This is a genomic window from Klebsiella sp. CN_Kp106 (assembly GCF_040064575.1).
GTDB classification, from domain to species: domain Bacteria; phylum Pseudomonadota; class Gammaproteobacteria; order Enterobacterales; family Enterobacteriaceae; genus Klebsiella; species Klebsiella michiganensis.
In genome coordinates this window covers 129,323-152,872 of sequence record NZ_JBEAIG010000071.1, presented here as the reverse complement: position 1 = coordinate 152,872, position 23,550 = coordinate 129,323, and the positions used below count along the sequence as shown (strand labels likewise).

Here is a 23,550-nt window from a genome sequence, read left to right as displayed (position 1 = left end):
GACTCCTGAATATCATAATAAATAATTGCCGGAATTCTTCGGGCTTTATTTCAGTGATTAAGAGATTAAATAAATCATGAATCCTTCAGTGACGACGCCCACTGCGGTACCGAGCAAAATAGAGGATGAGGCGGGCTCGATATAGGTATCGCTGCGCAGGGCAAACATCCCTGCCGCAATGGCGGAAGGCGTCGCGCCGATGATAATGACCTGCTGCATCAGGCTATGGCTGAGCCCGAAGGCGAGACCGGCTACGGCCATCATGGCCGGCTGGAGCAGATTCTTGATGCTGATATTGGTACAGGTTTGAATATTGACCGTAGGACGTTCGCCGTAAAATAGCAGCCCAAGGGCGAACAGGGAGAGGCCGCCCGCCACTTTTCCCACCATCTCAATGGGCATGCTCAGCATGTGCGGCAGCTGTACTCCGGCAAGGCTGAGCAGTACCCCGGAAATCGGTATCCAGACAATCGGGTTTCGGACGGCTTTAAACAGGTTTTGCAGGATAAGCCGCAGCGGATTAGGCTGTTCCGCGTCAGCGCGGCCGCGCTTGTCACCCATGCGAATCAGGATGATGGTCAGGGGGATCATCAATACGCTGGTCACCAGGTTACCGATAAGCACGCCGAGAAAACCCTCCGGACCAATCAGCACCGCAAGCACGGGAGCGCCAAAGTAGGCCATGTCGGGGAACGCGCACACCAGGGACTGAATCGCGCTGGTTTTAATATCATGACGAAAAACATAGCGTGAGATCAGGAGCGTGAGGATATATGACCCCATCAGACCGATGACTAACACCGCCATAAAGGTGAAGTTTTTCATCTTATCGGGATGAGTATTCAGTGCGCCGATAAAAAGATGGAAGGGAAGCGCGAAACGAATGACCACCGTGGCCAGTACGGACGCATCCTCGCGGCGGGTATAGCCCAGCTTACCGCTTAGCCATCCGAGCAGCATGATAAACACCAGGGGAAAAAGGGATTCTAAGAGCAGTGAAGGCATAAGATGTCCTGAAAATATATTATCGGCTACGTTGTGTTTTTTTAATCTAGCGATCCCATAATATTTAAAAGGTGATAGTCATCACAGTCGCTGGGGTTTAAATAATTTCGTCTTAAATACTTTACTTACAAATAGAGAAAAAAGGACAGAGTCATCACTTTATCTCTCTGCTATTCAGTTATACCGATGCCGGTAACTTTAGTTTCAGGGTAATAAATTAAATTACTTAAAATAAATATTATGCTTTAGTCACAAAGCACGACAGTAAAACCTGGATTTTATTTTTAATGTTAACGTCCTGTGCTAACGTTTTTTTTGTTTCATTGGTATTTTGCCTGGCACTTTTTTATTTATTTGATTGCGCGCTTTTAATATTGCGTCGATACCCTACGTGACATCATTATTCAGGTAAAAATATGGAAAATAACTCACTCAACCACCCGATAGATAAAACGCTGCCGAGCGGGCAGGCGCCACGACTTTTATCCAATATTGAGGTCGGCGCCGTGCCGTTGGTGCTCTTTATCGGGATAGCGGCAATTGTTGCCATCTCCGCGACCGCAGGCCTGCTGCCGAAGAACATGATTGGCGGTCTGGCGGTAATCATGACCCTGGGGTTCGCGCTGGCTAAAATTGGCCGAATGGTGCCAATCCTCAAGGAGGTTGGCGGCCCGGCCATTTTGTGCCTGATGACGCCGTCGGTGCTGGTCTATTTCGGCATGTTCGAAGCGCATACCCTCGATACTGTGCACTTGCTGATGAAAGAGGCCAACCTCCTCTATTTCGTCATCGCCTGCCTGGTCGTCGGCAGCATTCTGGGCATGAACAGAACCATCCTGATTCAGGGAATGGTACGTATGTTTGTCCCGCTGGTGGTGGGGACCGGGGCGGCGATCTTAACCGGCCTGCTGGTGGGCAGCCTGTTTGGCAACAGTTTCTACCACACCTTTTTCTTTATTATCGTGCCGATCATCGGCGGCGGTATCGGTGAAGGGATCCTGCCCCTGTCGCTGGCCTATTCAGCTATTCTCGGGCAAACGCCCGACGTTTACGTGGCGCAGCTGGCGCCGGCTGCCGTGGTGGGCAACATTTTCGCCATCATCTGCGCCGGTTTTCTGGCGCGCATGGGGACGCGACGTCCTTCGCTCTCCGGCAGCGGAATGCTGATCCGCAGCCATGAAGATAACAGCGTCTTTGCGCAAAATCAGCGCGCGCAGCCCACGGATTTCCAGCTGATGGGGGCCGGATTATTAATGATTTGCGCGTTTTTTATCGTCGGCGGTCTGCTGGAAAAGGTGGTGCATATTCCGGGGCCGGTGCTGATGATTCTGGCCGCGGTATTTTGCAAATACGCGAAGGTTATCCCGGCGGCGATGGAACTGGGGGCGCACAGCTGCTACAAGTTCGTCTCCGCCGCGCTGGTTTGGCCGCTGATGATAGGCCTGGGAATGCTGTATGTTCCTCTGGAAAGCGTGGTCGCGGTCTTCTCGGTTGGCTACGTGGTGGTTTGTGGCTCAATCGTCATTGCGATGGCGCTAAGCGGCTTTCTTATCGCTTCTCGTTTGAATATGTACCCGGTCGAAGCGGCCATCGTCACCAGCTGCCACAGCGGGCTTGGGGGGACGGGAGACGTTGCCATTCTCTCGGCATCAAACCGAATGGGATTAATGCCTTTTGCCCAGATAGCCACCCGTATCGGCGGCGCGTCGACGGTGATTACCGCCACGCTATTGTTGAGCTGGCTTGCGTAGTTTAGCGGGCGAGGGGGCAAAAAAATACCTGCCAGCTGCGGCGCTGGCAGGTAGGTGGAGAGGCTTACTCGACGGTCAGAATGCGGGTGGTGTTGGTGCTACCGATGGTGCTCATCACGTCACCCTGAGTGACGATAACCAGGTCGCCGGTCACCAGATAGCCTTTATCACGCAGCAGCGTTACCGCGTCGTGCGCAGCGGCTACGCCTTCATTGACGCTATCGAAATGCACCGGGGTCACGCCGCGATACAGCGCGGTCAGGTTCAGCGTGCGCTCGTGGCGAGACAGCGCGAAAATCGGCAGGCCGGAGCTGATGCGGGAAGTCATCAGCGCGGTCCGACCGGATTCCGTCATGGTAATGATAGCGGTGACGCCCTTGAGGTGGTTTGCCGCGTACATGGCGGACATCGCAATGGCTTCTTCCACGTTATCGAACTGAATGTCCAGGCGGTGCTTGGAGACGTTGAGGCTGGGGATTTTTTCCGCGCCGAGGCAGACGCGCGCCATCGCGGCAACGGTCTCAGACGGATACTGGCCCGCGGCGGTTTCTGCCGACAGCATCACGGCGTCGGTGCCGTCCAGCACGGCGTTCGCCACGTCCATGACTTCGGCGCGGGTTGGCATCGGGTTGGTGATCATCGACTCCATCATCTGCGTCGCGGTAATGACCGAGCGGTTCAGCTGACGGGCGCGGCGGATCAGCGCCTTCTGGATGCCGACCAGCTCCGGATCGCCGATTTCCACGCCGAGGTCGCCGCGTGCCACCATGACAACGTCGGAGGCGAGGATCACGTCATCCATCGCGTCCTGATCGCATACCGCTTCCGCGCGCTCGACTTTGGCGACGATTTTGGCATCGCAGCCGGCATCGCGCGCCAGGCGACGAGCGTAGTTCAGGTCTTCGCCGCAGCGCGGGAAGGAGACGGCCAGGTAATCGACGCCAATTTTGGCGGCGGTGATGATGTCCGCTTTGTCTTTCTCCGTCAGCGCTTCTGCCGAGAGGCCGCCGCCCAGCTTGTTAATACCCTTATTGTTGGACAACGGTCCGCCGACGGTGACTTCGGTGAACACCTTCATGCCCTGAACTTCCAGGACCTTCAGCTGTACGCGGCCGTCGTCCAGCAGCAGAATGTCGCCCGGAACCACGTCAGCCGGGAGCCCTTTATAGTCGATGCCCACTTTCTCTTTGTCGCCTTCGCCTTTACCCAGGTTTGCGTCGAGGAGGAATTTATCGCCGATATTGAGGAAAATTTTGCCTTCTTTGAAGGTGGAAACGCGGATTTTCGGCCCCTGTAGGTCACCGAGAATCGCGACATGACGGCCCAGTTTCGCCGCAATCTCACGGACTTTATCCGCGCGGATCTGATGATCCTCCGCGGTGCCGTGAGAGAAGTTCATACGTACCACGTTAGCGCCTGCGGCAATAACCTTCTCAAGGTTGTTATCGCGGTCGGTAGCCGGGCCTAAGGTAGTCACGATTTTGGTTCTGCGAAGCCTTCTGGACATGTAATACTCCGTTGACTGAAACAACTTTGGTGTTGCGTGAACATGGATTCGGTAGCGCCGACGAGCAAAGTCGCTATACCGGAACGTTACCGACGGTGTAATAGGATAGTGCTTTGTTTCTACTTTTATTGGTCATTGCTGTGTACGCTGAGCTCTTTATCAAAGCGCGATTCCTTGAGCGCTTCCTTGACCCTCTTCAAGTTATCTCTGAATTTTGCTCCCCGCCGCAGGGTGAAGCCGGTCGCCAGGACATCAATCACCGTCAGCTGCGCTAAGCGGGAGACCATCGGCATATAGATATCGGTATCTTCCGGTACGTCCAGGGTAATCGCCAGCGTTGATTCCCGGGAAAGCGGCGTGCCGGGGGAGGTAATCGCGATCACCATCGCATCGTTTTCGCGGGCCAGCTGAGCCAGCTCCACCAGGCTTTTAGTCCTGCCGGTATGCGAGATGATCACCACCACATCATCGTCATTACAGTTCATACAGCTCATGCGTTGCAGGACGATGTCGTCGGAATAGATCACCGGCACGTTAAAACGGAAAAACTTGTTCATCGCGTCGTGGGCGACGGCGGCCGAAGAGCCCAGGCCAAAAAAGGCGATTTTCTTCGCCTGCGTGAGCAGGTCAACCGCGCGATTGATCGCCGACATGTCGAGAGAATGATGGACCTGATCTAAACTGGCCATGGCTGACTCAAATATCTTTCCCGTATAGGACTCAACGCTGTCGTCTTCATCGACGTTGCGGTTAACATAGAGCGTACCGTGCGCCAGGCTTTGTGCAAGATGCAGTTTGAAATCCGGGAAACCGCGCGTTTCCAGGCTGCGGCAGAAACGGTTAACCGTGGGCTCGCTGACGCCGGCTTCCAGCGCCAGGGCGGCAATACTTGAATGAATGGCCTGCGCGGGGGTAGCAAGGATGACTTCCGCCACTTTGCGTTCAGATTTGCTAAGGTGTTCCAGCCGGGACTGGATTTTTTCCAGCATATTCATGGGTAATCGGGCGCTCATCAATGGAAGCGATTTCATTAATGGGTGAAATCATCAGGCGTTTTAGCAAGAATATACCCCCTCCGTAGTCGGAAACGGTGAGGAATGACCTGAAAATATGTTGTTTTTTTTCATTACATGATCAGAGTCGTATTTTACTAACTGATAATCGGTCGAAACAACGAACAATATTAGCCGCATGCCCAAAATCTCAGCCTCTATTTTCCACCCAGTGCGATTTAGCAGCGGGAACGGCCGCTGAGGGTTTCGGGAAATTCGTAAACACAGTACGATGCAGTGAAAGAAAATTACAAATACAACTATAGTCTGGCATAAGCACCGGGCTATCAACTAAGGAGAATGACATGGCGGTAACGCAAACGGCCCAGGCATGCGATCTGGTCATTTTCGGCGCGAAGGGTGACCTGGCGCGACGTAAATTGCTGCCTTCCCTGTATCAGCTTGAAAAAGCGGGCCAGATCCACCCTGACACCCGCATCATCGGCGTCGGTCGCGCCGACTGGGACAAAGACGCTTACACCAAGGTAGTCCGCGAAGCGATGGAAACCTTCATGAAGGAGAAAATCGATGAAGGTTTGTGGGAGACCCTGAGCGGGCGTCTGGATTTTTGTAACCTTGACGTCAACGATACCAAAGCGTTTACCCGCCTGGGCAAAATGCTCGATCAAAAAGAGCGGGTGACCATTAACTATTTCGCCATGCCGCCGAGCACCTTTGGCGCGATTTGCAAAGGTCTGGGTGAAGCGAAGCTGAACGCCAAGCCGGCCCGCGTGGTGATGGAGAAACCGCTGGGTACCTCCCTGGAAACCTCCCGCGAGATCAACGATCGGGTGGGTGAGTTCTTTGAAGAGTGCCAGGTCTACCGTATCGACCACTATCTGGGTAAAGAGACTGTGCTGAACCTGCTGGCGCTGCGCTTTGCCAACTCGCTGTTCGTCAATAACTGGGACAGCCGCACCATCGATCACGTCGAGATCACCGTGGCGGAAGAGGTGGGCATTGAGGGCCGCTGGGGCTACTTCGATCAGGCCGGGCAGATGCGCGACATGATCCAGAACCACCTGCTGCAAATTCTGTGCATGATTGCCATGTCCCCGCCGTCAGATTTGACTGCCGATAGCATCCGCGATGAAAAAGTGAAGGTGCTGAAATCGCTGCGCCGCATTGACCGCACCAACGTGCGTGAAAAAACGGTGCGCGGCCAGTACACCGCCGGTTTTGCCCAGGGCAAAAAAGTGCCGGGCTACCTCGAGGAAGAGGGGGCCAACAAGTCCAGCCATACAGAAACCTTCGTGGCGATCCGCGTGGATATCGACAACTGGCGCTGGGCGGGCGTACCGTTCTACCTGCGTACCGGTAAACGTCTGCCGACCAAGTGTTCCGAAGTCGTGGTTTACTTCAAGACGCCGGAACTGAACCTGTTCAAAGAGACCTGGCAAGAGCTGCCGCAGAATAAGCTGACCATTCGTCTGCAGCCGGATGAAGGGGTGGATATCCAGGTGCTGAACAAAGTTCCCGGACTTGACCACAAGCATAACCTGCAGATCACCAAGCTGGATCTGAGCTACTCGGAAACCTTTAATCAAACCCACCTGGCGGATGCCTACGAGCGCCTGCTGCTGGAAACGATGCGCGGTATCCAGGCGCTGTTCGTCCGTCGTGATGAAGTGGAAGAGGCGTGGAAGTGGGTCGATTCCATCACTGAAGCCTGGGCTGCCGATCGTGATTCGCCGAAACCGTATCAGGCGGGTACCTGGGGGCCGGTTGCCTCCGTGGCGATGATCACCCGCGACGGTCGTTCGTGGAACGAGTTTGAGTAATCGCCAGCTCCTCCGTCAGGGTTATTTTACCGGTAACATGATCTGACGCAGCAAGTCGCGTAATTTTTAATCTTTTAAGCCCCGGAGGATTCACCCCCGGGGCTTTTTTTATTACACTGCCTGCAGATATTTTGCCCCTGAGCCCCAGTACTGGTGCCCTAAGCCCCTAAAAGTACCGCTAAAGCGCTGCGGCCGGACAGATGAAATTTGAGGAGCCTTTATGAATTCTGAAATGTTACGGGTAACAAATCGCATCATCGAACGCTCGCGCGATACCCGCGAAGCCTACCTCGCCCGGATTAACCAGGCCAAAACCGACACCGTTCATCGCGCCCAGCTGGCATGCGGTAACCTGGCCCACGGCTTTGCCGCCTGCCAGGCGGATGACAAAGCCTCGCTGAAAAGCATGCTGCGCAATAACATCGCCATTATTACCTCCTACAACGATATGCTGTCCGCCCACCAGCCCTATGAGCGCTATCCGGACATTATCCGCAAAGCGCTGCACTCCGCGAACGCGGTAGGCCAGGTCGCCGGCGGCGTTCCGGCGATGTGCGATGGCGTGACGCAGGGGCAGGATGGGATGGAGCTGTCGCTGCTCAGCCGCGAAGTGATTGCCATGTCCGCCGCGATTGGCCTGTCGCACAACATGTTTGACGGCGCGCTCTACCTCGGCGTCTGCGATAAAATTGTCCCCGGCCTGGCGATGGCTGCGCTGTCGTTCGGCCACCTGCCGTCCATCTTTATCCCTTCCGGGCCGATGGCCAGCGGCCTGGCGAATAAAGAAAAAGTGCGCATTCGTCAGCTCTATGCGGAAGGCAAAGTGGATCGTATGGCGCTGCTGGAGTCCGAAGCCGCGTCTTACCATGCGCCTGGCACCTGTACCTTCTACGGTACCGCCAATACCAACCAGATGGTGGTTGAGTTTATGGGGATGCAGCTGCCCGGATCGTCATTCGTGCATCCGGATGCGCCGCTGCGCGAAGCGCTGACCGCCGCCGCCGCCCGCCAGGTGACCCGCCTGACCGGCAACGGTAACGAGTGGATGCCGCTGGGCAAAATGTTTGATGAAAAAGTGGTGGTCAATGGGATTGTCGCGCTGCTGGCAACCGGCGGCTCCACCAACCACACCATGCACCTGGTGGCTATGGCGCGGGCGGCAGGGATCATCATTAACTGGGATGATTTCTCCGATCTCTCTGACGTGGTGCCGCTGCTGGCGCGCCTCTACCCGAACGGCCCGGCGGATATTAACCACTTCCAGGCGGCTGGCGGCGTGCCGGTGCTGGTGCGCGAGCTGCTGAAAGGCGGCCTGCTGCATGAAGATGTTCACACCGTGGCCGGCTTCGGCCTCTCTCGCTACACCATGGAGCCCTGGCTTAATAACGGCGAACTTGACTGGCGCGAAGGGGCGACCGCGCCGCTGGACGAACAGGTTATCGCCACGTTTGACAAACCGTTCTCTCGCCACGGCGGCACCAAAGTGTTGAGTGGTAACCTCGGACGCGCGGTCATGAAAACCTCCGCCGTGCCGGTTGAAAACCAGATTATTGAAGCTCCTGCGGTGGTTTTCGAGAGCCAGCATGACGTACTGCCCGCCTTTGAAGCGGGGCTGCTCGACAAAGATTGCGTGGTTGTCGTCCGTCATCAGGGGCCAAAAGCGAACGGCATGCCAGAATTACATAAACTTATGCCGCCACTTGGTGTATTATTGGACCGCCGTTTCAAAATTGCGCTGGTAACCGATGGTCGTCTCTCCGGCGCATCAGGCAAAGTGCCATCGGCAATCCACGTGACGCCCGAAGCGTACGATGGGGGCCTGCTGGCCAAGGTACGCGATGGCGATATCATCCGCGTCAACGGCCAGACGGGCGAGCTAACGCTGCTGGTCGATGACGCAGAGCTGGCCGCGCGTCAGGCGCATATTCCTGACCTGAGCGGTTCGCGCGTGGGAACCGGCCGGGAAATGTTCGGTGCGCTGCGTGAGAAACTCTCCGGAGCAGAACAGGGCGCAACCTGCATCAATTTTTAAGACGATTCGATTTATAGATCTGGCGAGAGAAAATCTGATGAAAAACTGGAAAACAACTGCAGAAGCAATCCTCACCTCCGGTCCGGTAGTACCGGTAATCGTGGTGAAAAAGCTGGAACACGCTGTGCCAATGGCGAAAGCGCTGGTTGCAGGCGGCGTACGCGTACTGGAAGTGACCCTGCGTACCGAGTGCGCGATGGACGCTATCCGCGCGATCGCCAAAGAAGTCCCGGAAGCGATTGTCGGTGCCGGTACCGTCACTAACGTTGAGCAGCTGAAAGAAGTGACCGAAGCGGGCGCGCAGTTTGCTATCAGCCCTGGCCTGACCGAATCCCTGCTGAAAGCGGCGACCGGCGAAGGCACTATTCCGCTGATCCCGGGGATCAGCACCGTATCCGAGCTGATGCTGGGTATGCAGTATGGCCTGAAAGAGTTCAAATTCTTCCCGGCGGAAGCAAACGGCGGCGTGAAAGCGCTGCAGGCGATTGGCGGCCCGTTCGCGCACATTCGCTTCTGCCCGACTGGCGGCATCTCTCCGGCGAACTATCGCGACTATCTGGCGCTGAACAGCGTACTGTGCATCGGCGGCTCCTGGCTGGTGCCGGCGGATGCGCTGGAAGCCGGTGATTACGACCGTATCACCAAACTGGCTCGTGAGGCGGTAGAAGGCGCGAAGTAATCTTCGCGCACTCACCAGAGGCCCGGTCTGCGACCGGGCTTTTTTTTACCCTGCGACCACGACCGCTGACGCCGCCGCTTTGGCGCGCGCAACAGCTTCCTCAACGTTATCGGCTATCGCCAGCGTCACGCCCAGACGACGCGAACCGTCAATTTCCGGCTTGCCGAACAGACGCAGCTGCAGTCCCGCGCCGACCGCGGCCTGAATATTGCTGAAAGTGACGTTCTGGCTGGTTAGCTGCGGCAGGATCACCGCCGAGGCCGCCGGGCCGTACTGGCGAATCGCGCCAATCGGCAGGCCGAGGAAGGCGCGAACGTGCAGGGCGAACTCGGATAAGTCCTGTGAAATCAGCGTGACCATACCGGTGTCGTGCGGGCGCGGCGAGACTTCGCTAAAAATCACCTCATCACCGCAGACGAACAGTTCGACGCCGAACAGGCCGTAGCCGCCCAGCGCCAGCACCACTTGACGGGCGATTTCCTGCGCGCGTTCCAGCGCCAGCGCGCTCATCTGCTGCGGCTGCCAGGATTCACGATAGTCGCCATCTTCCTGGCGATGACCGACCGGCGCGCAGAAGTGTACGCCATCCGCGGCGCTGACGGTGAGAAGGGTAATCTCGAAATCAAAATTCACCACGCCTTCAACGATAACGCGTCCGGCTCCGGCGCGGCCGCCCTGCTGCGCATACTGCCAGGCGTCAGCCAGCTGTTCGCTGGAATGAATAAAGCTCTGGCCTTTACCCGATGAGCTCATTACCGGCTTGACGATGCACGGCAGGCCTATCCCGGCGACGGCTTCGCGGAAGGCGGGTTCGCTGTCGGCAAAACGGTAGGCGGAGGTCGGCAGCTTCAGCTCTTCAGCTGCCAGGCGGCGGATCCCTTCGCGATTCATGGTGAGCTTTGCCGCGCGCGCGGTGGGGACGACTTTCTGCCCGGCCTGCTCCAGCGCGACCAGTGTATCGGTGGCGATGGCCTCGATTTCCGGCACGATAAAGTCAGGTTTTTCCTGCTCAATCAGCGCCTGCAACGTTTCGCCGTGCAGCATATTGATGACGTGCGAACGGTGTGCGACCTGCATGGCCGGAGCGTCAGGGTAACGATCGACGGCGATGGTCTCAATTCCCAGGCGCTGGCATTCAATGGCCACTTCTTTACCCAGTTCGCCGGAACCTAACAACATTACCTTTGTTGCCGCAGGGCGCAGTGCCGTACCTAATACAGTCATAACTCTCTTCCGCAGTAAAAAAACATGCGCCGCATTATAAACGAAAACGTTTGCGCATGTCTTTATGCGCGTCATTTGAGTTCGGGGAAGAAATTTGATATACTGTATAAAAATACAGTACTGAGAGGCTGCATCATGGCGGTTGAAATTAAATATGTAGTGATTCGCGAAGGTGAGGAAAAAATGTCTTTTGCCAGCAAAAAAGAGGCCGATGCTTATGACAAAATGCTCGATCTGGCGGAAGTACTGAACGACTGGCTGGTTGAATGCCCGCTAACGCTCGATGAAGAGCAGCGCGATAGCATGGCGATGTGGCTGGCCGAACGTAAAGACACCCTCAACCATATTTTGCGCTCCGGTAAGCTGCCGGAAGCCGAGGGCGCCGCCGAGGCGCCAGCCGATCGCGCAGAAGCAGAAGAGGGCGACAAGACCGACGACGTCGTCGAATCTGAAGCTCCGGCGCCGGCGAAGCCGCGCAAAGCGAAAGCGGCCTGAGCTACGCTGCCGCCACCAGCGGTTCTGGCGGCAGGCTCCCGCGCTTCCCGGCGCGACATTTGCTCATCTTTAGCTGCCGATAACGTTTCCTGACGTCGCGTCGTTTAGGCTGGTGGTATCGCTTATCGCGCAACGAGGAAATGTATGGCTAACTGGCTTAATCAACTGCAGTCTCTGCTGGGTCAGCAGGGACGGTCTTCTTCATCTGACGATCAATCAAGCGGCAAAAATTTACTCCTGCCGGGCGCGCTCGGCGGGCTGGCCGGGCTGCTGGTCGCCAGCAAATCATCGCGCAAGCTGTTAGCCAAATACGGCACCGGCGCGCTGCTGGTCGGCGGCGGCGCGGTTGCGGGCAGCGTTTTATGGAATAAATATCAGCAGAAGATGCGCGCCAGCGCGCAGCAGGCATCGGCTGATGTCGCGCCCGCACAGGCGCCATCTCCCGCACCGGCCGAACTCGACGCCCGCAGCGAACGGCTGATTATGGCGCTGGTCTTCGCCGCCAAAAGCGATGGACATATTGACGAACGCGAGCGGGCAAATATCGAAGAGCAGCTGCGTGCGGCAAACGTCGACGTCCAGGGCCGGGTGTTAATTGACCGGGCGCTGGCGCAGCCCCTCGACCCGCAGAGCCTGGCGCAGGGCATCAGCAGCGAGCAAGAGGCGCTTGAAGTTTACTATATCAGCTGCGCGGTCATTGATATTGACCACTTTATGGAACGCAGCTATCTGAACGCCCTCGGCGAAGCGCTGAAGCTCCCGCAGGAAGTGCGTGAGGATATCGAACGGGATATTCAGGCGCAAAAACAGGCCGTAACGCTCTAAATCCGCACGTTTCGCTTGCATCGCTGGCGACTTTTGCCACCCTTATATATTGTGTAGTCACGTCACCCTTCAGGCTGCTTTGAAGCAGCCTGAAATTTTTAGTACTCAATACAAGCCGCAGAAGAATAAGCAGATGCCACCAAAAGCGAAACGGATCCCCCATGCCATGACATTACATGGCGACACGCGAATCGATAATTACTACTGGCTGCGCGATGACGATCGCTCGCAGGCGGAAGTGCTGGATTATCTGCGCCAGGAAAATGAGTACGGCAAAAAAGTGATGTCTTCGCAAAGTAGCCTGCAGGACAGGGTACTCAAGGAGATTATCGACCGTATTCCGCAGCGCGAAGTGTCAGCCCCCTACAGCAAAAATGGCTATCGTTACCGTCAGGTCTACGAACCGGGCTGCGAGTACGCGATTTATCAACGCCAGCCGGTAGTCAAAGAGGAGTGGGATGAATGGGACGTCCTGCTTGACGGCAACCAGCGTGCGGCCGGCAGCGAATTCTATACCCTCGGCGGATTAGGCGTTTCGCCCGACAACAGCCTGATGGCGGTGGCGGAAGACTATCTCTCCCGACGCCAGTATAGCCTGCGCTTCTTTCCCTTAAACGACGACCGGCAATTTGCGGAAGTGCTGGAGAACGTCTCGCCTGATTTTGCCTGGAGTAACGATTCGCAGACCCTGTGGTACGTGCGTAAACATCCCACCACGCTGCTGCCGTATCAGGTCTGGCGCCACCGTCTGGGGACGCCGGCCAGTGCGGATGTTCTGGTGTATGAAGAGCAGGACGATACTTTTTACGTCAGCGTACACAAGACGACTTCCCAGCAGTTTGTGGTGATCTATCTGGCCAGCGCGACCACCAGCGAAGTGCTGCTGCTCAATGCGGAAATGACCGACGCCGAGCCGGTCTGTTTTCTACCGCGGCGTAAAGATCATGAATATAGCCTCGATCACTATCAGCACGCTTTCTATCTGCGCTCTAACCGTGAGGGTAAGAACTTCGGCCTTTATCGTACTACCCTGCGCGATGAGCAGCAGTGGGAGACCCTGATCGCGCCGCGTCACGAAGTCATGCTGGAAGGATTTACCCTGTTTACCGACTGGCTGGTTGTGGAAGAGCGCCAGCGCGGGCTGACCAGCCTGCGTCAGATCAATCGTAAGACAAGAGAGTCCCAGGGCATTGCCTTTGACGATCCGGCCTATGTGACCTGGCTTGCCTATAATCCGGAGCCGGAAACCGCCCGCCTGCGCTACGGCTACTCCTCCATGACGACGCCGGATACGCTGTTTGAGCTGGATATGAATACCGGCGAGCGGCGGGTGCTGAAACAGCAGGAAGTCAAAGGGTTCGATGCAAGCCACTACCGCAGCGAGCATCTGTGGATCAACGCCCGCGACGGCGTCGAAGTCCCGGTCTCGCTGGTCTACCGTCATGAACATTTCCGCAAGGGCGCCAGCCCTCTGCTGGTGTACGGCTACGGCTCCTACGGCGCAAGCATGGATGCGGATTTCAGCGCCAGCCGCCTGAGCCTGCTCGACCGCGGCTTTGTGTTCGCTATCGCCCATATTCGCGGCGGCGGCGAGCTGGGACAGCAGTGGTACGAAGACGGTAAGTTTTTGTGCAAGAAAAATACCTTCAACGATTATCTCGACGTCTGCGATGCGCTGCTGGCGCAGGGCTACGGCGATCCGCGTTTTTGCTACGGCATGGGCGGCAGCGCCGGCGGTATGCTGATGGGCGTCGCGGTGAACCAGCGGCCGGAGCTCTTCCACGGCGTGGTGGCCCAGGTTCCCTTTGTCGATGTCCTCACCACCATGCTCGATGAGTCGATTCCGCTGACCACCGGCGAGTTTGAAGAGTGGGGGAATCCGCAGGATGAAGCCTATTACCGCTATATGAAAAGCTACAGCCCGTACGACGGCGTGCAGGCTCAGGCGTATCCGCATTTGCTGGTCACCACGGGCCTGCATGATTCGCAGGTACAATACTGGGAGCCGGCAAAATGGGTGGCAAAACTGCGCGAGCTGAAAACCGACGATAACCTGCTGCTGCTGTGTACCGATATGGATTCCGGCCACGGCGGTAAATCCGGCCGCTTCAAAAGCTATGAAGGCGTGGCGCTGGAGTATGCGTTTCTGATTGGCCTGGCGCAGGGGACGCTGCCGGGCCAGGCGGAGGTATAGCGCCGATTACTCCCCGAGATAGTGCTTCAGCGTCAGGCGCAGCTCGGGGCTCATGCGATCCAGGTTATTAAACAGCCAGCGTAAATAGCCAGGATCGTTTTCCGCCACTTCCGAGACCGGCTTGCCGCGGTATTTGCCGAAGGTAAAGGTGGAGAGCAGCGCCGGGCGGCCGGTAATGGTCGCCATCTCCTCAGGCGTCCAGCCGGAGGTGTTGATGATATCGAGCAGCAGGGCCGCGGTGATATAGCAATCGTACAGCGCCCGGTGATGATGCAGTCCCGGTGGCGTCGCAACGCTGAGCTTGCGCGATTTATACAGCCCCATATTGCTGTACTTGATGCCTGGCCACAGGCGGCGCGCCAGCTTCATCGTGCAGATCCACTCGCCCTGCATTTCCGGCAACACCCGGCGGTCAAAGCTGGCGTTATGGGCGACATACCACGGACTGCCCATATACAGCGGCACAATCTCCTCGATCCACGGCTTATCGGCGACCATCTCTTCGGTGATATGGTGAATCGCCATCGCCTGCGGGCTGATAGGCCGGTCGGGGCGAACCAGGTGGCTCATGGGATTGGTGATGTGTCCGTCGACAATATCTACCGAGGCGATTTCAACAATGCCTCCCTGCAATCCGCAGGTTTCTGTATCGATTACGCGCAGCATGGCTCGCTCCAGGCCAAAGAAACCAGCGTAATAGAATGCGCGGGTCTTGCCAACGTGGATGTCCGCAGGGGACGGGAATTATTTCTGTTTCGGTTCATAGGGCAGGCGAGAGAGCGAAACGGAGGCCAGTCGATGGGCAATTAGACGTTCACGAAACCAGCCGCGCAGATGCTCGGGCTGTTCTCTTTCGACTAAATCAGCCACCACCGGCATATTGTAGCGTTCTTTAAACGCGACGCCCGCCGCGGCGAGATCGACATTCACTTTGTCCATCTCCTCCTGGGATAGATTAGCCAGGTTCTTTTCCATCGGTTTCTCCTCTGATAACGCCGCAAAAAGTACTAAGCACGCGGCAAAAAGGCAAGTCTCAGACGCTTAGCTCGACTGCGCCATTATACAGGGTTATTCTCTGTGCTACATACATAACAAAAAGGAATGACAACTATGCCAATCATCGCCGGGCGCGCGCTGCGTCTGTCTCTGTTTCTCGCCGGTTGCCTGACCGCAGCAGGCGCATCGGCCCACGCCCATCTACAACAACAGCTTCCGGCGGCCAATACCGTGGTGAACGCTTCACCGCAGGCGCTGACCCTGAACTTCTCCGAAGGCATCGAAACGCAGTTTAGCGGCGTAACCCTCACCGGCCCGCAGCAGAAGACTATCACCCTCGGTAAACCCGTCCGCAGCGACAGCAATAAGGCTCAGCTGACGGTACCGGTTGAGCAGGCGTTGACGCCGGGCGAATATACCGTTAACTGGCACGTGGTCTCCGTAGATGGCCACAAGACGAAAGGGCAATACACCTTTACCGTGAAGTAAGCCGATGCTGAGTGGAGTCTATGTCAGCTTACGCTTTATCCATTTCATTTCGCTGATCGTCGCTTTCGGCTGCGTCCTCTACGGCGCATGGTGGGCGCCGGTGGCCTTACGTCGTTTGATGATGCAGCGCTTCTATCCGCTGATGCGCTATTTATTATCAGCAAGCGCGCTGTCGGCGCTGCTGATGCTGATGGCGCAGGGCGGCTTGATGGGCAACGGCTGGCCGGACGTCTGGCAGCCGGCTATCTGGCAGGCGGTGGCCGGGACGCAGTTTGGCGGCGTGTGGGTATGGCAAATTTTACTCGCCTTTGTGGCGCTGGCGGTGGTCTGGCTGAAGCCCCGGCGACCGGGACGTTTGCTGCTGGTGCTGTTTTGCGCTCAGCTGCTGCTGCTGGCCGGCGTCGGACATGCCGCAATGAACGATGGCTGGCTGGGGATAGTGCAGCGAACCAACCATGCGCTTCATCTGTTTTGCGTGGCCAGCTGGTTTGGCGGTCTGCTGCCGTTTATCTACTGTCTTCGCCTGGCGCACGGTCGCTGGCGGCAGGCGGCCATCTGCACCATGATGCGTTTTTCGCGCTACGGGCATCTGGCGGTTGCCGGCGCCATCGCCAGCGGCGTGGTAAATGCGCTGCTGATCCAGGGCGGACTTATCAGCGCCTCGCCCTGGGGGCGTATGCTGTTGTTCAAATGTGCGCTGGTGGCGGCAATGGTGGCAATTGCGCTGGTGAACCGGTATGTTCTGGTGCCACGCATGTCGGCAGGCGGAACGCGAGCGGAGCAGCTCATCGTGCGCACCACGCAGATAGAAATTGCGCTGGGGGCGCTGGCGCTGTTTGCCGTCAGCCTGTTTGCCACCTGGGAACCTTTCTGAATAAACTGGTTAAATCATGAAAAAAATCGTTCTGACAATGTTGTTACTGGCAAGTTCTGGCGCTGCGCTGGCGGCACCGCAGGTGATTACCGTAAGCCGCTTTGAGGTGGGTAAGGAGAGCTGGGCGTTTAACCGTGAAGAGGTGATGCTGACCTGCCGTCCGGGCAACGCGCTGTTCGCCATCAATCCCAGTACCCTGGTGCAGTACCCGCTAAACGACATCGCCGAACAGCAGATGAAAGACGGTAAAACCAACGCGCAGCCGATTTCTGTGATCCAGATTGACGATCCGCAGCAGCCGGGACAAAAAATGAGCCTGGCGCCCTTTATTGAGCGCGCGCAGAAGCTCTGCTGATCGCCGCCTGCATCCCGCTGTATTTACATGAAAAAAACCGCCATCCCCCGATACCGGGCGTGGCGGTTTTTTGTTGGCATCAGCAATTTTGATACGAATTATTCGTCCACTTTTGTCGCGGACTGGAAAACCTGACACGGTAAACTATTCTTATAAGGCAAGGCGACTTAGCCTGCATTAATGCCAACTTTTAGCGCACGGCTCTCTCCCAAGAGCCATTTCCCTGGACCGAATACAGGAATCGTGTTCGGTCTCTTTTTATCTGTTTTTCACAAACCGCAGATTCCATTGCAAAACCCCAGTCGCTTTTTTCGGGGCTTTTTTCTTATACCACAACAATAATTTCCTAAACATTTCTTTTACAAAAAATCGTCTGCTAACGTTTTAGTAGCTCACGGTCACCAGTACGGTATCGCTGTAGGTTCCCGCAGGCTGGTTGCTCTGGGTCGGGTTAATCTTGAGGGTGTAGTTCGCGGACTGCGCGGCGCCGGAGCCGGTTACGCTGAGATTGTTGCTTTCCGTCCAGGCGCTGCCGTTGGGCTGGTAAAACTGATACTGCAGCCAGGCGGTTGGTTGGTTCGCAATGGGCTGGCTCATCTGCCGCCAGTCGCCGACGCTGGCGTTAGTGCTGGTGAGGTTGACGGTGTAGGCCGCGTTTTTAGTGCAGCGGATGGCAAGCTGGCCGCTGTAGTGGCTAAAACCGGACGGAAGGGCGGCAGAGGCAAATTCGACGTCCGGCGCGCTGTCGATATAGCAAACATTGGTCACCTTCACCGACACGTTGACCGTAGAGGTCAGGGTTCCGTTATTCGGAATACATATCTTAATGCCCAGCAGATCGAGCCCGACGTAGCAGAATCGGTAGACCCAGGTGATGGTTAACACATCGGTATAGGTACCGGCGGGGACGTTGGCTCCCGGCGTGGTTCTGAAGTAGAGCGGCATGGTGCCATCGCTTGAGTTAAATAAACCCAGCAGTTCGAGCAGCGTTGTTCTGGACCAGCTAATCACGCCGCCGTCCTGATAGGCCGGCGAGCACGAGGCGTCAGAACAGACGCTATAAGGGATGGCGTCGCCCGCGCCATTGAGCAGCCGCGGAACGCCGTTGCTCTTGTTGGCCGACGCCAGCGTGGCGCTTAACGTATTGGTTGAGTTCAGCGCCACCAGTTCCGGGGTGCAGTAAAACCCCGCGCCGGCCATCACACCCTGAGGCGCGCTGTTGAGCGCAAAGGAATCGACCGGGCCGATCGCTGGCGCACTGGTTTTGATACTGCAGGCGGCCAGCGCGGTGCTGGCTTGCCCGAGCGCTAAGAGCATCGCGAATACGAGGATAATACTTTTCAACGTTATCTCCGCTGTTAAGAGGGGCAACTGACCGGACCTATCCGTTGCGGAACCGGCGTTGAGGACGGAAGTTCGAACTGGACGCTGCATCGAAGCTCTCCGGCGTTTATTTTGACTTCGTTGTGGCGTCCAAGATGCGAGAACCAGACCACGCCGTCATAGCCCACCAGGCCGCGCTGCTTGCTGTTAACCTCCTCGACCGGCGTACCGACCGGCAGCGGTTGCCCCCTGGCATCGACGAAGACGAGGGTTGCCGAGCGCACGCGGTTCACCGGGAAATCGACCAGCGCGCCGCTGCCTTCGCGCACGGCGATGCGTTTCTCCACCGTGACGGCTTCGGTGTCCGTTGGCAGCGGTAGCGTATCGAGGGTGACTTTCCCCGGATACCACGCCGTCGCCCACGGGATCAGCAGATGACCATTTTTATCGGTCACGCCGACTTTGCGATTTTCATAATTCACCGCAATATTCGGGTAGTTGCCGGTGGAGACGACGATAAAGGCGTCGTTAATTTGCCGGGCGAAAAACAGACTGTTATCCATCAGCACCACCGAGCCCGCGGCCTCAAACCAGCTGTGACGATCGTCGCGCGACCCGTAGTAGCCTCCGCTCAGCGTTGACACGCGGTTGATCCAGGTCAGATCAGCCTGACTATAGTTATCGCCGCCGATCGAATGGGCGAGGTTCCAGCCCAGCCCGCCTTCTGCCGGAGCAGAGCGGCTGACGCTGATATTTTCTCCCCATTGTCCGGCGCTGGCGCGCTGGCCGCTTAGCTGGACAGAGGTTTGCGAATCGAAAGGGATGATGACCTGCAGCATGCTGGCGTAGCTACCTTCCTGCAGATCGCGGTTGACGCTCAGGCTGAGGCTGCTGCTGAGCCACAGGCCGCGGCTCCAGGAGAGGTTCAGCAGCCGGGTGCGCGAATTATCCTCGGCTTTGATATCAAAGTAGCCAATGCTAAAAGAACCGAGGGTTCGTCCCCACGGACTCAGGCTCAGCGTGGCCTGGTCTGACTGACGGCTGAGCGTGGCGGTAGACCCATAGGTGCTAAGGTTGTCGTAGCCGGCGCTGCGGCGGATATGTTGATAGCTCACTCCCCAGCTACTGCCATAGTAAGAGTAACCCGAGGTGAACTGGTTTCCGTCTCCCTCGCCACGGCTGGCGCTGCCCGACAGGCTGAGGGTGCCCAGATTCCCCACGCCGATATCGCTGCCAATGCCGGCATTGGTTAACCCTTCGCGGTCTTCGGTATGCGTCGAAAGCGTGAGCCAGTTGTTGAATCCGTAGCGATAAATAGCGCTTACCGCGCCGGCGCCATAATCGGCACTCCTGATACCGTAGTTGTTGCGCAGGGCGCCGAGGGTGAAATCAAAATCGCTCAGTCCTTCCCGCAGCAGGGTATTGGAGACATAAAAAGGGATGCTGGTGGAGACCTGGCGACCCAGAGCGTCGGTGGTCACCACGGTGGCTTCGCCGGCGCCGCTGATCCAGGGAACGTTGGTCAGCGTATAGGGGCCGCCATTGATTTGCGCAGAGCTGCTCTTATAGCCGTTAATAAACAGATCGACGCTTGAAGGAACCGCCGCGCTGCCGGATAAGTTAAGCAGCGGATATGTCACCAGATCCGGGCGAACGCTAAAGTTGCGGCTCAGGCGTAGCCCCCCCATGCGCACGGAACTGCTCCACGTCAGGGCGTTACTGACCACGTCCCCGGCCTGGTAGCTAATCATTTGGTCGCTATCGCTGTACTTCCACAGGGTGTCGTAGCGCATATAGCCCTGCTGCTCGTAGCCCGTCGAAGACCAGTTTTGCCGAATCACGGCGTTATTGGAAAGGACGCCCGGCGGGCCGAAAAGGCGCGTTTCGGTGAAGGTGCTGGTGGTTTGCGAACCGCCGGATGAAAAGAGGCTGTAAGCGTCGTAGTTAAATAAAATTCCCGGGCTGCTTATCGCGGTCTGGCCAGGTTGTTCCGTGGTCCCCCCGATGTGCTGCTCGGGGAGCCATTTGTCCGGAACCTGGAGCTTGAGGATCTGACCCGGCTGGTCATATTCCACTTTTACCGAGGGGAGCGTCGTCACATCAACCAGCGCGTCGCCGGTCTGCAGGGGAATATGCGCTTGCTGCAACACGCTGGCCGCGATCCAGTAGTGGCCAGCGCTGACCTTTACCGGAACGGCGCCGGCAAGAATATTGCCGTTGACCGATACGCTGAGGTACAGCTCGTACTCCTGCTTTTCGCCGTAGGATGCCGCAGGCGCAGGCAGGGAATCATAGGTCGCGGCGCAGGCCGTTACCGACGCCATCGCCAGCAGTCCCCCGGATGCCGTCCTTTTCAGATCTCTCATTTTTAACGATTCGCCGGAATTTCCACCGCCTGACCGTTATCCGTTAATTTCGCGAACAGATGCATTCCTGACGGCACGGAAGCGTTTCCGGCGCTCGGGAAACAGCTCTTTTTCTGCGCCAGAACGTAGCCGAGAAGACCATTAGCCTGGGGAATGCGCCCCTTGCCGCTCGCGTTCGCCCAGTAAACCGCGCTGAGGCGCGCGTGCTGATTGCCTCTGTTTTCGATGCACAGCGTCTGGCGGTTATTTTGCTGCGAGAGCGACCAGCGCAGCGTGGCCCTTACCGGTTCGACTGAACCCGCGTTCTTTAGCGGCGTGACGCCCTGCCCATAGGTAAACAGCGGCAGGACATAGCGCATGCGCATTTTCAGCCCGGCGGCGTTCTGTTCCGTCTGCGCCGCGGGTTGCGCGGCAGGGATCTCATCGATAACAATGCGATAGGATTGCTCTTTGCCGTTTGCGCTGGGGGCGACGCGCATGAGCCGCACCAGCTGGCGCTGCCCCGGCGCTACCGTGGTAAAAGGCGGGCTGGCGACAACATCCCGCTGATCGGCGTAGACGTCCGCTGACGCTTTTTGATCCCAGGCAAACACGCGCAGCTGCAAATTAACCGGCATGCTGCCGCGATTCTCCAGCCACAGTTCAGACCCTGTTTCGTGGCTTTCGATCGTTTGAAATATCGGCCATACCAGAACGGAGCTGGCGGCCAGCACGGATGAGGGAAGCAATAAAGCGAATATAAACGGCGCAAATCTACAGCGAATCATAGTTAACCTGTGAATTATCTAATAGGTCAGCGTGACGGTGACCGTGTCGGTATAGGAGCCCACCGCCGGGAAGCCATTCGTGGCAAAAAGGCGGCCATAAACCGTGTAGGTTTGCGTGGTGCTCGGAAAGGATGCGACGCTCAGGGCCAGCGTACTGCTGCCCCAAACGTTAGCGCGGTTGGCGTCCTGATAAAGCTGGTACGCCAGCGTGCTGCTGTTGCCGTTCGACATGTAGCGCTGAGTGGCTGAGCCGCCGTTGACGCCATAGTCGAGGGCGATTGAAATAGCGGTGCCGGGCGTGCAGGTCACGATGATGGAACCTGCGCCGGCGGTACTGGCGACATCCACGTTGCTGTAAAGCGATGACAGGGTGCCAAAATTCAGCGTGCCGAAGTCCGTCGTTTGGGAGCCGTCCCCGGCGCCCAGCGCGCAGCCTGCGGTTATCTGCGCGGAGACTTTGAACGTCTTTTGGGCAACGGCGGCATGGGCGCCCGAGGTAAAAAGCAGAAGTAATGTAAGCCACTCTGGTCGAAGCATGACGCCCATTTTCCTTATGCGGTTACCAGGCTAAGGTCGCGGTGACAATGTCGTCATACACATCGGCTGTCGGCGCGTTGACGCTCTGGTCTTCGGGGCGAATGCGGGCAAAAACAGGAATCGCCTGTGGATTCCCTGTGCCAACAATAGGTATCGTGCCGCCAGGCAGGATTTCGTTATTGCGGGCGGCATCCGAATAGAGCCGATAGGCAATCTGCTGGGTGCCACCGGCGTTTTTCATATAGCGCAGCGCAGCATCGCCAGACTGGCCGCCGTCAAGCGTCAGGGTCGAGGCAAGATCCTCGGTGCAGGTCACGGTTAGGGCGTTTCCGCCGCCGCTGCCGGTGATCTCCGCATCAATGGAGTTGGCTAAATCGCCATAGGAGCCGAAATTAATGTTGCCCCAGCGGTTGTTTTCGCCATTGCGGACATTCGATACGCTGCATCCGCTGCCGAGCGTCACCTGGACGCCAATCTGGCCGCTTAAGGTTCCCGCTGCAGAAGCCGGTTGAAGAATGACTATGGCGCTCAGTAAGCCGCCCAGGAGACTGCGCGAGATCGTTGTGACGTTCATAGAGAACCTCTTAGTGGAAAGCCGCTGAAGAAAAACAACAATATAGCGATAGACGTTGGTCACCGATTAAGTGCCGCGGTTTTGTTGGTTAACGTATAACTACTCCTGCAAGATATGTGTAATTTTGTATTTATGGCTGGTTATGTGTTTTTTATTGGGTTGTTATTCTGTATTTATGCCTTTTATATGGATGAAAATTCTTTTTGTTAATTAATTGTTGGTGTTATGTTTTTTAATTGTGTTTTGAAGGGGCGTGGAAATAGGGCGATTTTTTCTTAAATCACAATCTGGCGCAAAGTTTGCAACAAAAAATCTGGACAAAAAGGCGGGTATAGACACTGGAGGCGCCGTTGAGCAAGGGCGAGGAGAAAACACCTGCACAAAATCAGGCCCATAGTGCAGGTGAACTTTACGGGCCAACATCGGAAGTGACCCAGTATACACATTTGTATGACAAATGAAATAATAGATAAGAGACGGTTTTTCACTTTTTTGGCGGTTATTCTTCTGACCGCGCTATGGATTATTGTCAGGGAGGCGAAGGGGGCGAACGGCGGCGTGAAAATAATGGGCAACGATTTATTCTGGCGCCACAAAAGAGGGGTACAGCCATGTTTCCAGAAAGCTCACCAGAAACCATATTTGTCCGCTAAAAATAAACCACAGAGCAGCGGTCAAAATAATCAACAGGATAGCCAGCAGGAGTAATTCTGTTTTGCTCATA

General features: G+C 56.8%; 22 protein-coding genes. 10 read left to right on the top strand and 12 right to left on the bottom strand.

Annotation, left to right across the window (positions count from 1 at the left end):
* Nucleotides 1-57: 57 nt before the first annotated feature.
* A complete protein-coding gene (locus ABLU96_RS27475) occupies nucleotides 58-1,005 on the bottom strand; it encodes an AEC family transporter (protein WP_025106124.1) in 948 nt (315 codons plus the stop codon).
* Nucleotides 1,006-1,421: 416 nt separating this feature from the next.
* Here ABLU96_RS27475 and ABLU96_RS27470 point away from each other — a divergent pair, with 416 nt between their 5' ends.
* On the top strand, nucleotides 1,422-2,756 hold the full coding sequence (locus ABLU96_RS27470; RefSeq protein ID WP_049082452.1) for a 2-hydroxycarboxylate transporter family protein: 1,335 nt from the start codon (nucleotides 1,422-1,424) through the stop codon (nucleotides 2,754-2,756).
* A 64-nt stretch (nucleotides 2,757-2,820) separates the two neighbouring features.
* Here the strand turns inward: ABLU96_RS27470 and pyk are convergent, their stop codons facing one another.
* Nucleotides 2,821-4,263: a pyruvate kinase gene (gene pyk / locus ABLU96_RS27465; RefSeq protein ID WP_004852109.1), complete on the bottom strand. Its 1,443-nt coding sequence runs from the start codon at nucleotides 4,261-4,263 to the stop codon at nucleotides 2,821-2,823.
* Nucleotides 4,264-4,388: 125 nt separating this feature from the next.
* Nucleotides 4,389-5,294 (bottom strand): MurR/RpiR family transcriptional regulator, encoded by a 906-nt coding sequence (locus ABLU96_RS27460; RefSeq protein WP_161505349.1) that lies wholly within the window; start codon nucleotides 5,292-5,294, stop codon nucleotides 4,389-4,391.
* A gap of 326 nt (nucleotides 5,295-5,620) precedes the next feature.
* Here ABLU96_RS27460 and zwf point away from each other — a divergent pair, with 326 nt between their 5' ends.
* The 3 genes from zwf to ABLU96_RS27445 all read left to right on the top strand — a co-directional run bounded on the left by zwf (nucleotide 5,621) and on the right by ABLU96_RS27445 (nucleotide 9,807).
* Nucleotides 5,621-7,096: a glucose-6-phosphate dehydrogenase gene (gene zwf / locus ABLU96_RS27455; protein ID WP_004122041.1), complete on the top strand. Its 1,476-nt coding sequence runs from the start codon at nucleotides 5,621-5,623 to the stop codon at nucleotides 7,094-7,096.
* Between the two features lie 220 nt (nucleotides 7,097-7,316).
* Complete coding sequence (gene edd, locus ABLU96_RS27450; protein ID WP_025106126.1) at nucleotides 7,317-9,128, top strand: phosphogluconate dehydratase; 1,812 nt, start codon at nucleotides 7,317-7,319, stop codon at nucleotides 9,126-9,128.
* A gap of 37 nt (nucleotides 9,129-9,165) precedes the next feature.
* The gene (locus ABLU96_RS27445; RefSeq protein WP_004103368.1) at nucleotides 9,166-9,807 is read left to right on the top strand and encodes a bifunctional 4-hydroxy-2-oxoglutarate aldolase/2-dehydro-3-deoxy-phosphogluconate aldolase; all 642 of its coding nucleotides are present in this window, start codon (nucleotides 9,166-9,168) and stop codon (nucleotides 9,805-9,807) included.
* Nucleotides 9,808-9,852: 45 nt separating this feature from the next.
* Here ABLU96_RS27445 and purT read toward each other — a convergent pair whose 3' ends face one another.
* On the bottom strand, nucleotides 9,853-11,031 hold the full coding sequence (gene purT / locus ABLU96_RS27440) for a formate-dependent phosphoribosylglycinamide formyltransferase (RefSeq protein ID WP_064405640.1): 1,179 nt from the start codon (nucleotides 11,029-11,031) through the stop codon (nucleotides 9,853-9,855).
* A gap of 135 nt (nucleotides 11,032-11,166) precedes the next feature.
* On the opposite strand from purT, the gene ABLU96_RS27435 reads away from it, so the two are divergent.
* The 3 genes from ABLU96_RS27435 to ptrB all read left to right on the top strand — a co-directional run bounded on the left by ABLU96_RS27435 (nucleotide 11,167) and on the right by ptrB (nucleotide 14,545).
* A complete protein-coding gene (locus ABLU96_RS27435) occupies nucleotides 11,167-11,526 on the top strand; it encodes a YebG family protein (protein WP_025106127.1) in 360 nt (119 codons plus the stop codon).
* A 144-nt stretch (nucleotides 11,527-11,670) separates the two neighbouring features.
* Entirely contained in the window at nucleotides 11,671-12,351 is a 681-nt protein-coding gene (locus ABLU96_RS27430; RefSeq protein WP_032750391.1) for a DUF533 domain-containing protein, read from the top strand.
* Nucleotides 12,352-12,484: 133 nt separating this feature from the next.
* The gene (gene ptrB, locus ABLU96_RS27425) at nucleotides 12,485-14,545 is read left to right on the top strand and encodes an oligopeptidase B (RefSeq protein ID WP_033836507.1); all 2,061 of its coding nucleotides are present in this window, start codon (nucleotides 12,485-12,487) and stop codon (nucleotides 14,543-14,545) included.
* A 6-nt stretch (nucleotides 14,546-14,551) separates the two neighbouring features.
* Here the strand turns inward: ptrB and exoX are convergent, their stop codons facing one another.
* Together exoX and ABLU96_RS27415 are read right to left on the bottom strand one after the other, a co-directional pair.
* The gene (gene exoX / locus ABLU96_RS27420; RefSeq protein WP_014229839.1) at nucleotides 14,552-15,211 is read right to left on the bottom strand and encodes an exodeoxyribonuclease X; all 660 of its coding nucleotides are present in this window, start codon (nucleotides 15,209-15,211) and stop codon (nucleotides 14,552-14,554) included.
* A gap of 78 nt (nucleotides 15,212-15,289) precedes the next feature.
* Complete coding sequence (locus ABLU96_RS27415) at nucleotides 15,290-15,520, bottom strand: DNA polymerase III subunit theta (RefSeq protein ID WP_348863046.1); 231 nt, start codon at nucleotides 15,518-15,520, stop codon at nucleotides 15,290-15,292.
* Between the two features lie 135 nt (nucleotides 15,521-15,655).
* On the opposite strand from ABLU96_RS27415, the gene yobA reads away from it, so the two are divergent.
* From yobA to ABLU96_RS27400, 3 genes are read left to right on the top strand one after another with little or no spacing between them, the layout of a single operon-like run.
* Nucleotides 15,656-16,030 carry a CopC domain-containing protein YobA gene (yobA, locus tag ABLU96_RS27410; protein WP_014229838.1) on the top strand — a complete coding sequence of 125 codons (375 nt, stop codon included), beginning with the start codon at nucleotides 15,656-15,658 and terminating at the stop codon, nucleotides 16,028-16,030.
* A 4-nt stretch (nucleotides 16,031-16,034) separates the two neighbouring features.
* Complete coding sequence (gene copD, locus ABLU96_RS27405; RefSeq protein WP_014229837.1) at nucleotides 16,035-16,904, top strand: copper homeostasis membrane protein CopD; 870 nt, start codon at nucleotides 16,035-16,037, stop codon at nucleotides 16,902-16,904.
* A 16-nt stretch (nucleotides 16,905-16,920) separates the two neighbouring features.
* Entirely contained in the window at nucleotides 16,921-17,259 is a 339-nt protein-coding gene (locus tag ABLU96_RS27400) for a YebY family protein (RefSeq protein WP_004103344.1), read from the top strand.
* 384 nt (nucleotides 17,260-17,643) lie between these two features.
* Here ABLU96_RS27400 and ABLU96_RS27395 read toward each other — a convergent pair whose 3' ends face one another.
* The 6 genes from ABLU96_RS27395 to ABLU96_RS27370 all read right to left on the bottom strand — a co-directional run bounded on the left by ABLU96_RS27395 (nucleotide 17,644) and on the right by ABLU96_RS27370 (nucleotide 23,549).
* The gene (locus tag ABLU96_RS27395; RefSeq protein ID WP_042945476.1) at nucleotides 17,644-18,603 is read right to left on the bottom strand and encodes a spore coat protein U domain-containing protein; all 960 of its coding nucleotides are present in this window, start codon (nucleotides 18,601-18,603) and stop codon (nucleotides 17,644-17,646) included.
* Between the two features lie 14 nt (nucleotides 18,604-18,617).
* On the bottom strand, nucleotides 18,618-20,948 hold the full coding sequence (locus ABLU96_RS27390) for a fimbria/pilus outer membrane usher protein (protein ID WP_064405637.1): 2,331 nt from the start codon (nucleotides 20,946-20,948) through the stop codon (nucleotides 18,618-18,620).
* A 2-nt stretch (nucleotides 20,949-20,950) separates the two neighbouring features.
* Nucleotides 20,951-21,715, bottom strand: a complete 765-nt coding sequence (locus ABLU96_RS27385) for a fimbria/pilus periplasmic chaperone (RefSeq protein WP_049082702.1) — start codon at nucleotides 21,713-21,715, stop codon at nucleotides 20,951-20,953.
* Nucleotides 21,716-21,733: 18 nt separating this feature from the next.
* Entirely contained in the window at nucleotides 21,734-22,252 is a 519-nt protein-coding gene (locus ABLU96_RS27380) for a spore coat U domain-containing protein (RefSeq protein WP_004852079.1), read from the bottom strand.
* A gap of 22 nt (nucleotides 22,253-22,274) precedes the next feature.
* A complete protein-coding gene (locus ABLU96_RS27375; RefSeq protein ID WP_032694913.1) occupies nucleotides 22,275-22,826 on the bottom strand; it encodes a spore coat U domain-containing protein in 552 nt (183 codons plus the stop codon).
* 579 nt (nucleotides 22,827-23,405) lie between these two features.
* Nucleotides 23,406-23,549, bottom strand: a complete 144-nt coding sequence (locus tag ABLU96_RS27370) for an Ecr family regulatory small membrane protein (RefSeq protein ID WP_009651986.1) — start codon at nucleotides 23,547-23,549, stop codon at nucleotides 23,406-23,408.
* Nucleotide 23,550 lies beyond the last annotated feature (1 nt).

Coding starts and splice junctions, on each gene's coding strand:
- ABLU96_RS27475 (WP_025106124.1), bottom strand. CDS start 1,005: ATGCCTTCACTGCTCTTAGAATCCCTTTTTCCCCTGGTGTTTATCATG.
- ABLU96_RS27470 (WP_049082452.1), top strand. CDS start 1,422: ATGGAAAATAACTCACTCAACCACCCGATAGATAAAACGCTGCCGAGC.
- pyk (WP_004852109.1), bottom strand. CDS start 4,263: ATGTCCAGAAGGCTTCGCAGAACCAAAATCGTGACTACCTTAGGCCCG.
- ABLU96_RS27460 (WP_161505349.1), bottom strand. CDS start 5,294: ATGAAATCGCTTCCATTGATGAGCGCCCGATTACCCATGAATATGCTG.
- zwf (WP_004122041.1), top strand. CDS start 5,621: ATGGCGGTAACGCAAACGGCCCAGGCATGCGATCTGGTCATTTTCGGC.
- edd (WP_025106126.1), top strand. CDS start 7,317: ATGAATTCTGAAATGTTACGGGTAACAAATCGCATCATCGAACGCTCG.
- ABLU96_RS27445 (WP_004103368.1), top strand. CDS start 9,166: ATGAAAAACTGGAAAACAACTGCAGAAGCAATCCTCACCTCCGGTCCG.
- purT (WP_064405640.1), bottom strand. CDS start 11,031: ATGACTGTATTAGGTACGGCACTGCGCCCTGCGGCAACAAAGGTAATG.
- ABLU96_RS27435 (WP_025106127.1), top strand. CDS start 11,167: ATGGCGGTTGAAATTAAATATGTAGTGATTCGCGAAGGTGAGGAAAAA.
- ABLU96_RS27430 (WP_032750391.1), top strand. CDS start 11,671: ATGGCTAACTGGCTTAATCAACTGCAGTCTCTGCTGGGTCAGCAGGGA.
- ptrB (WP_033836507.1), top strand. CDS start 12,485: ATGCCACCAAAAGCGAAACGGATCCCCCATGCCATGACATTACATGGC.
- exoX (WP_014229839.1), bottom strand. CDS start 15,211: ATGCTGCGCGTAATCGATACAGAAACCTGCGGATTGCAGGGAGGCATT.
- ABLU96_RS27415 (WP_348863046.1), bottom strand. CDS start 15,520: ATGGAAAAGAACCTGGCTAATCTATCCCAGGAGGAGATGGACAAAGTG.
- yobA (WP_014229838.1), top strand. CDS start 15,656: ATGCCAATCATCGCCGGGCGCGCGCTGCGTCTGTCTCTGTTTCTCGCC.
- copD (WP_014229837.1), top strand. CDS start 16,035: ATGCTGAGTGGAGTCTATGTCAGCTTACGCTTTATCCATTTCATTTCG.
- ABLU96_RS27400 (WP_004103344.1), top strand. CDS start 16,921: ATGAAAAAAATCGTTCTGACAATGTTGTTACTGGCAAGTTCTGGCGCT.
- ABLU96_RS27390 (WP_064405637.1), bottom strand. CDS start 20,948: ATGAGAGATCTGAAAAGGACGGCATCCGGGGGACTGCTGGCGATGGCG.
- ABLU96_RS27385 (WP_049082702.1), bottom strand. CDS start 21,715: ATGATTCGCTGTAGATTTGCGCCGTTTATATTCGCTTTATTGCTTCCC.
- ABLU96_RS27380 (WP_004852079.1), bottom strand. CDS start 22,252: ATGCTTCGACCAGAGTGGCTTACATTACTTCTGCTTTTTACCTCGGGC.
- ABLU96_RS27375 (WP_032694913.1), bottom strand. CDS start 22,826: ATGAACGTCACAACGATCTCGCGCAGTCTCCTGGGCGGCTTACTGAGC.
- ABLU96_RS27370 (WP_009651986.1), bottom strand. CDS start 23,549: ATGAGCAAAACAGAATTACTCCTGCTGGCTATCCTGTTGATTATTTTG.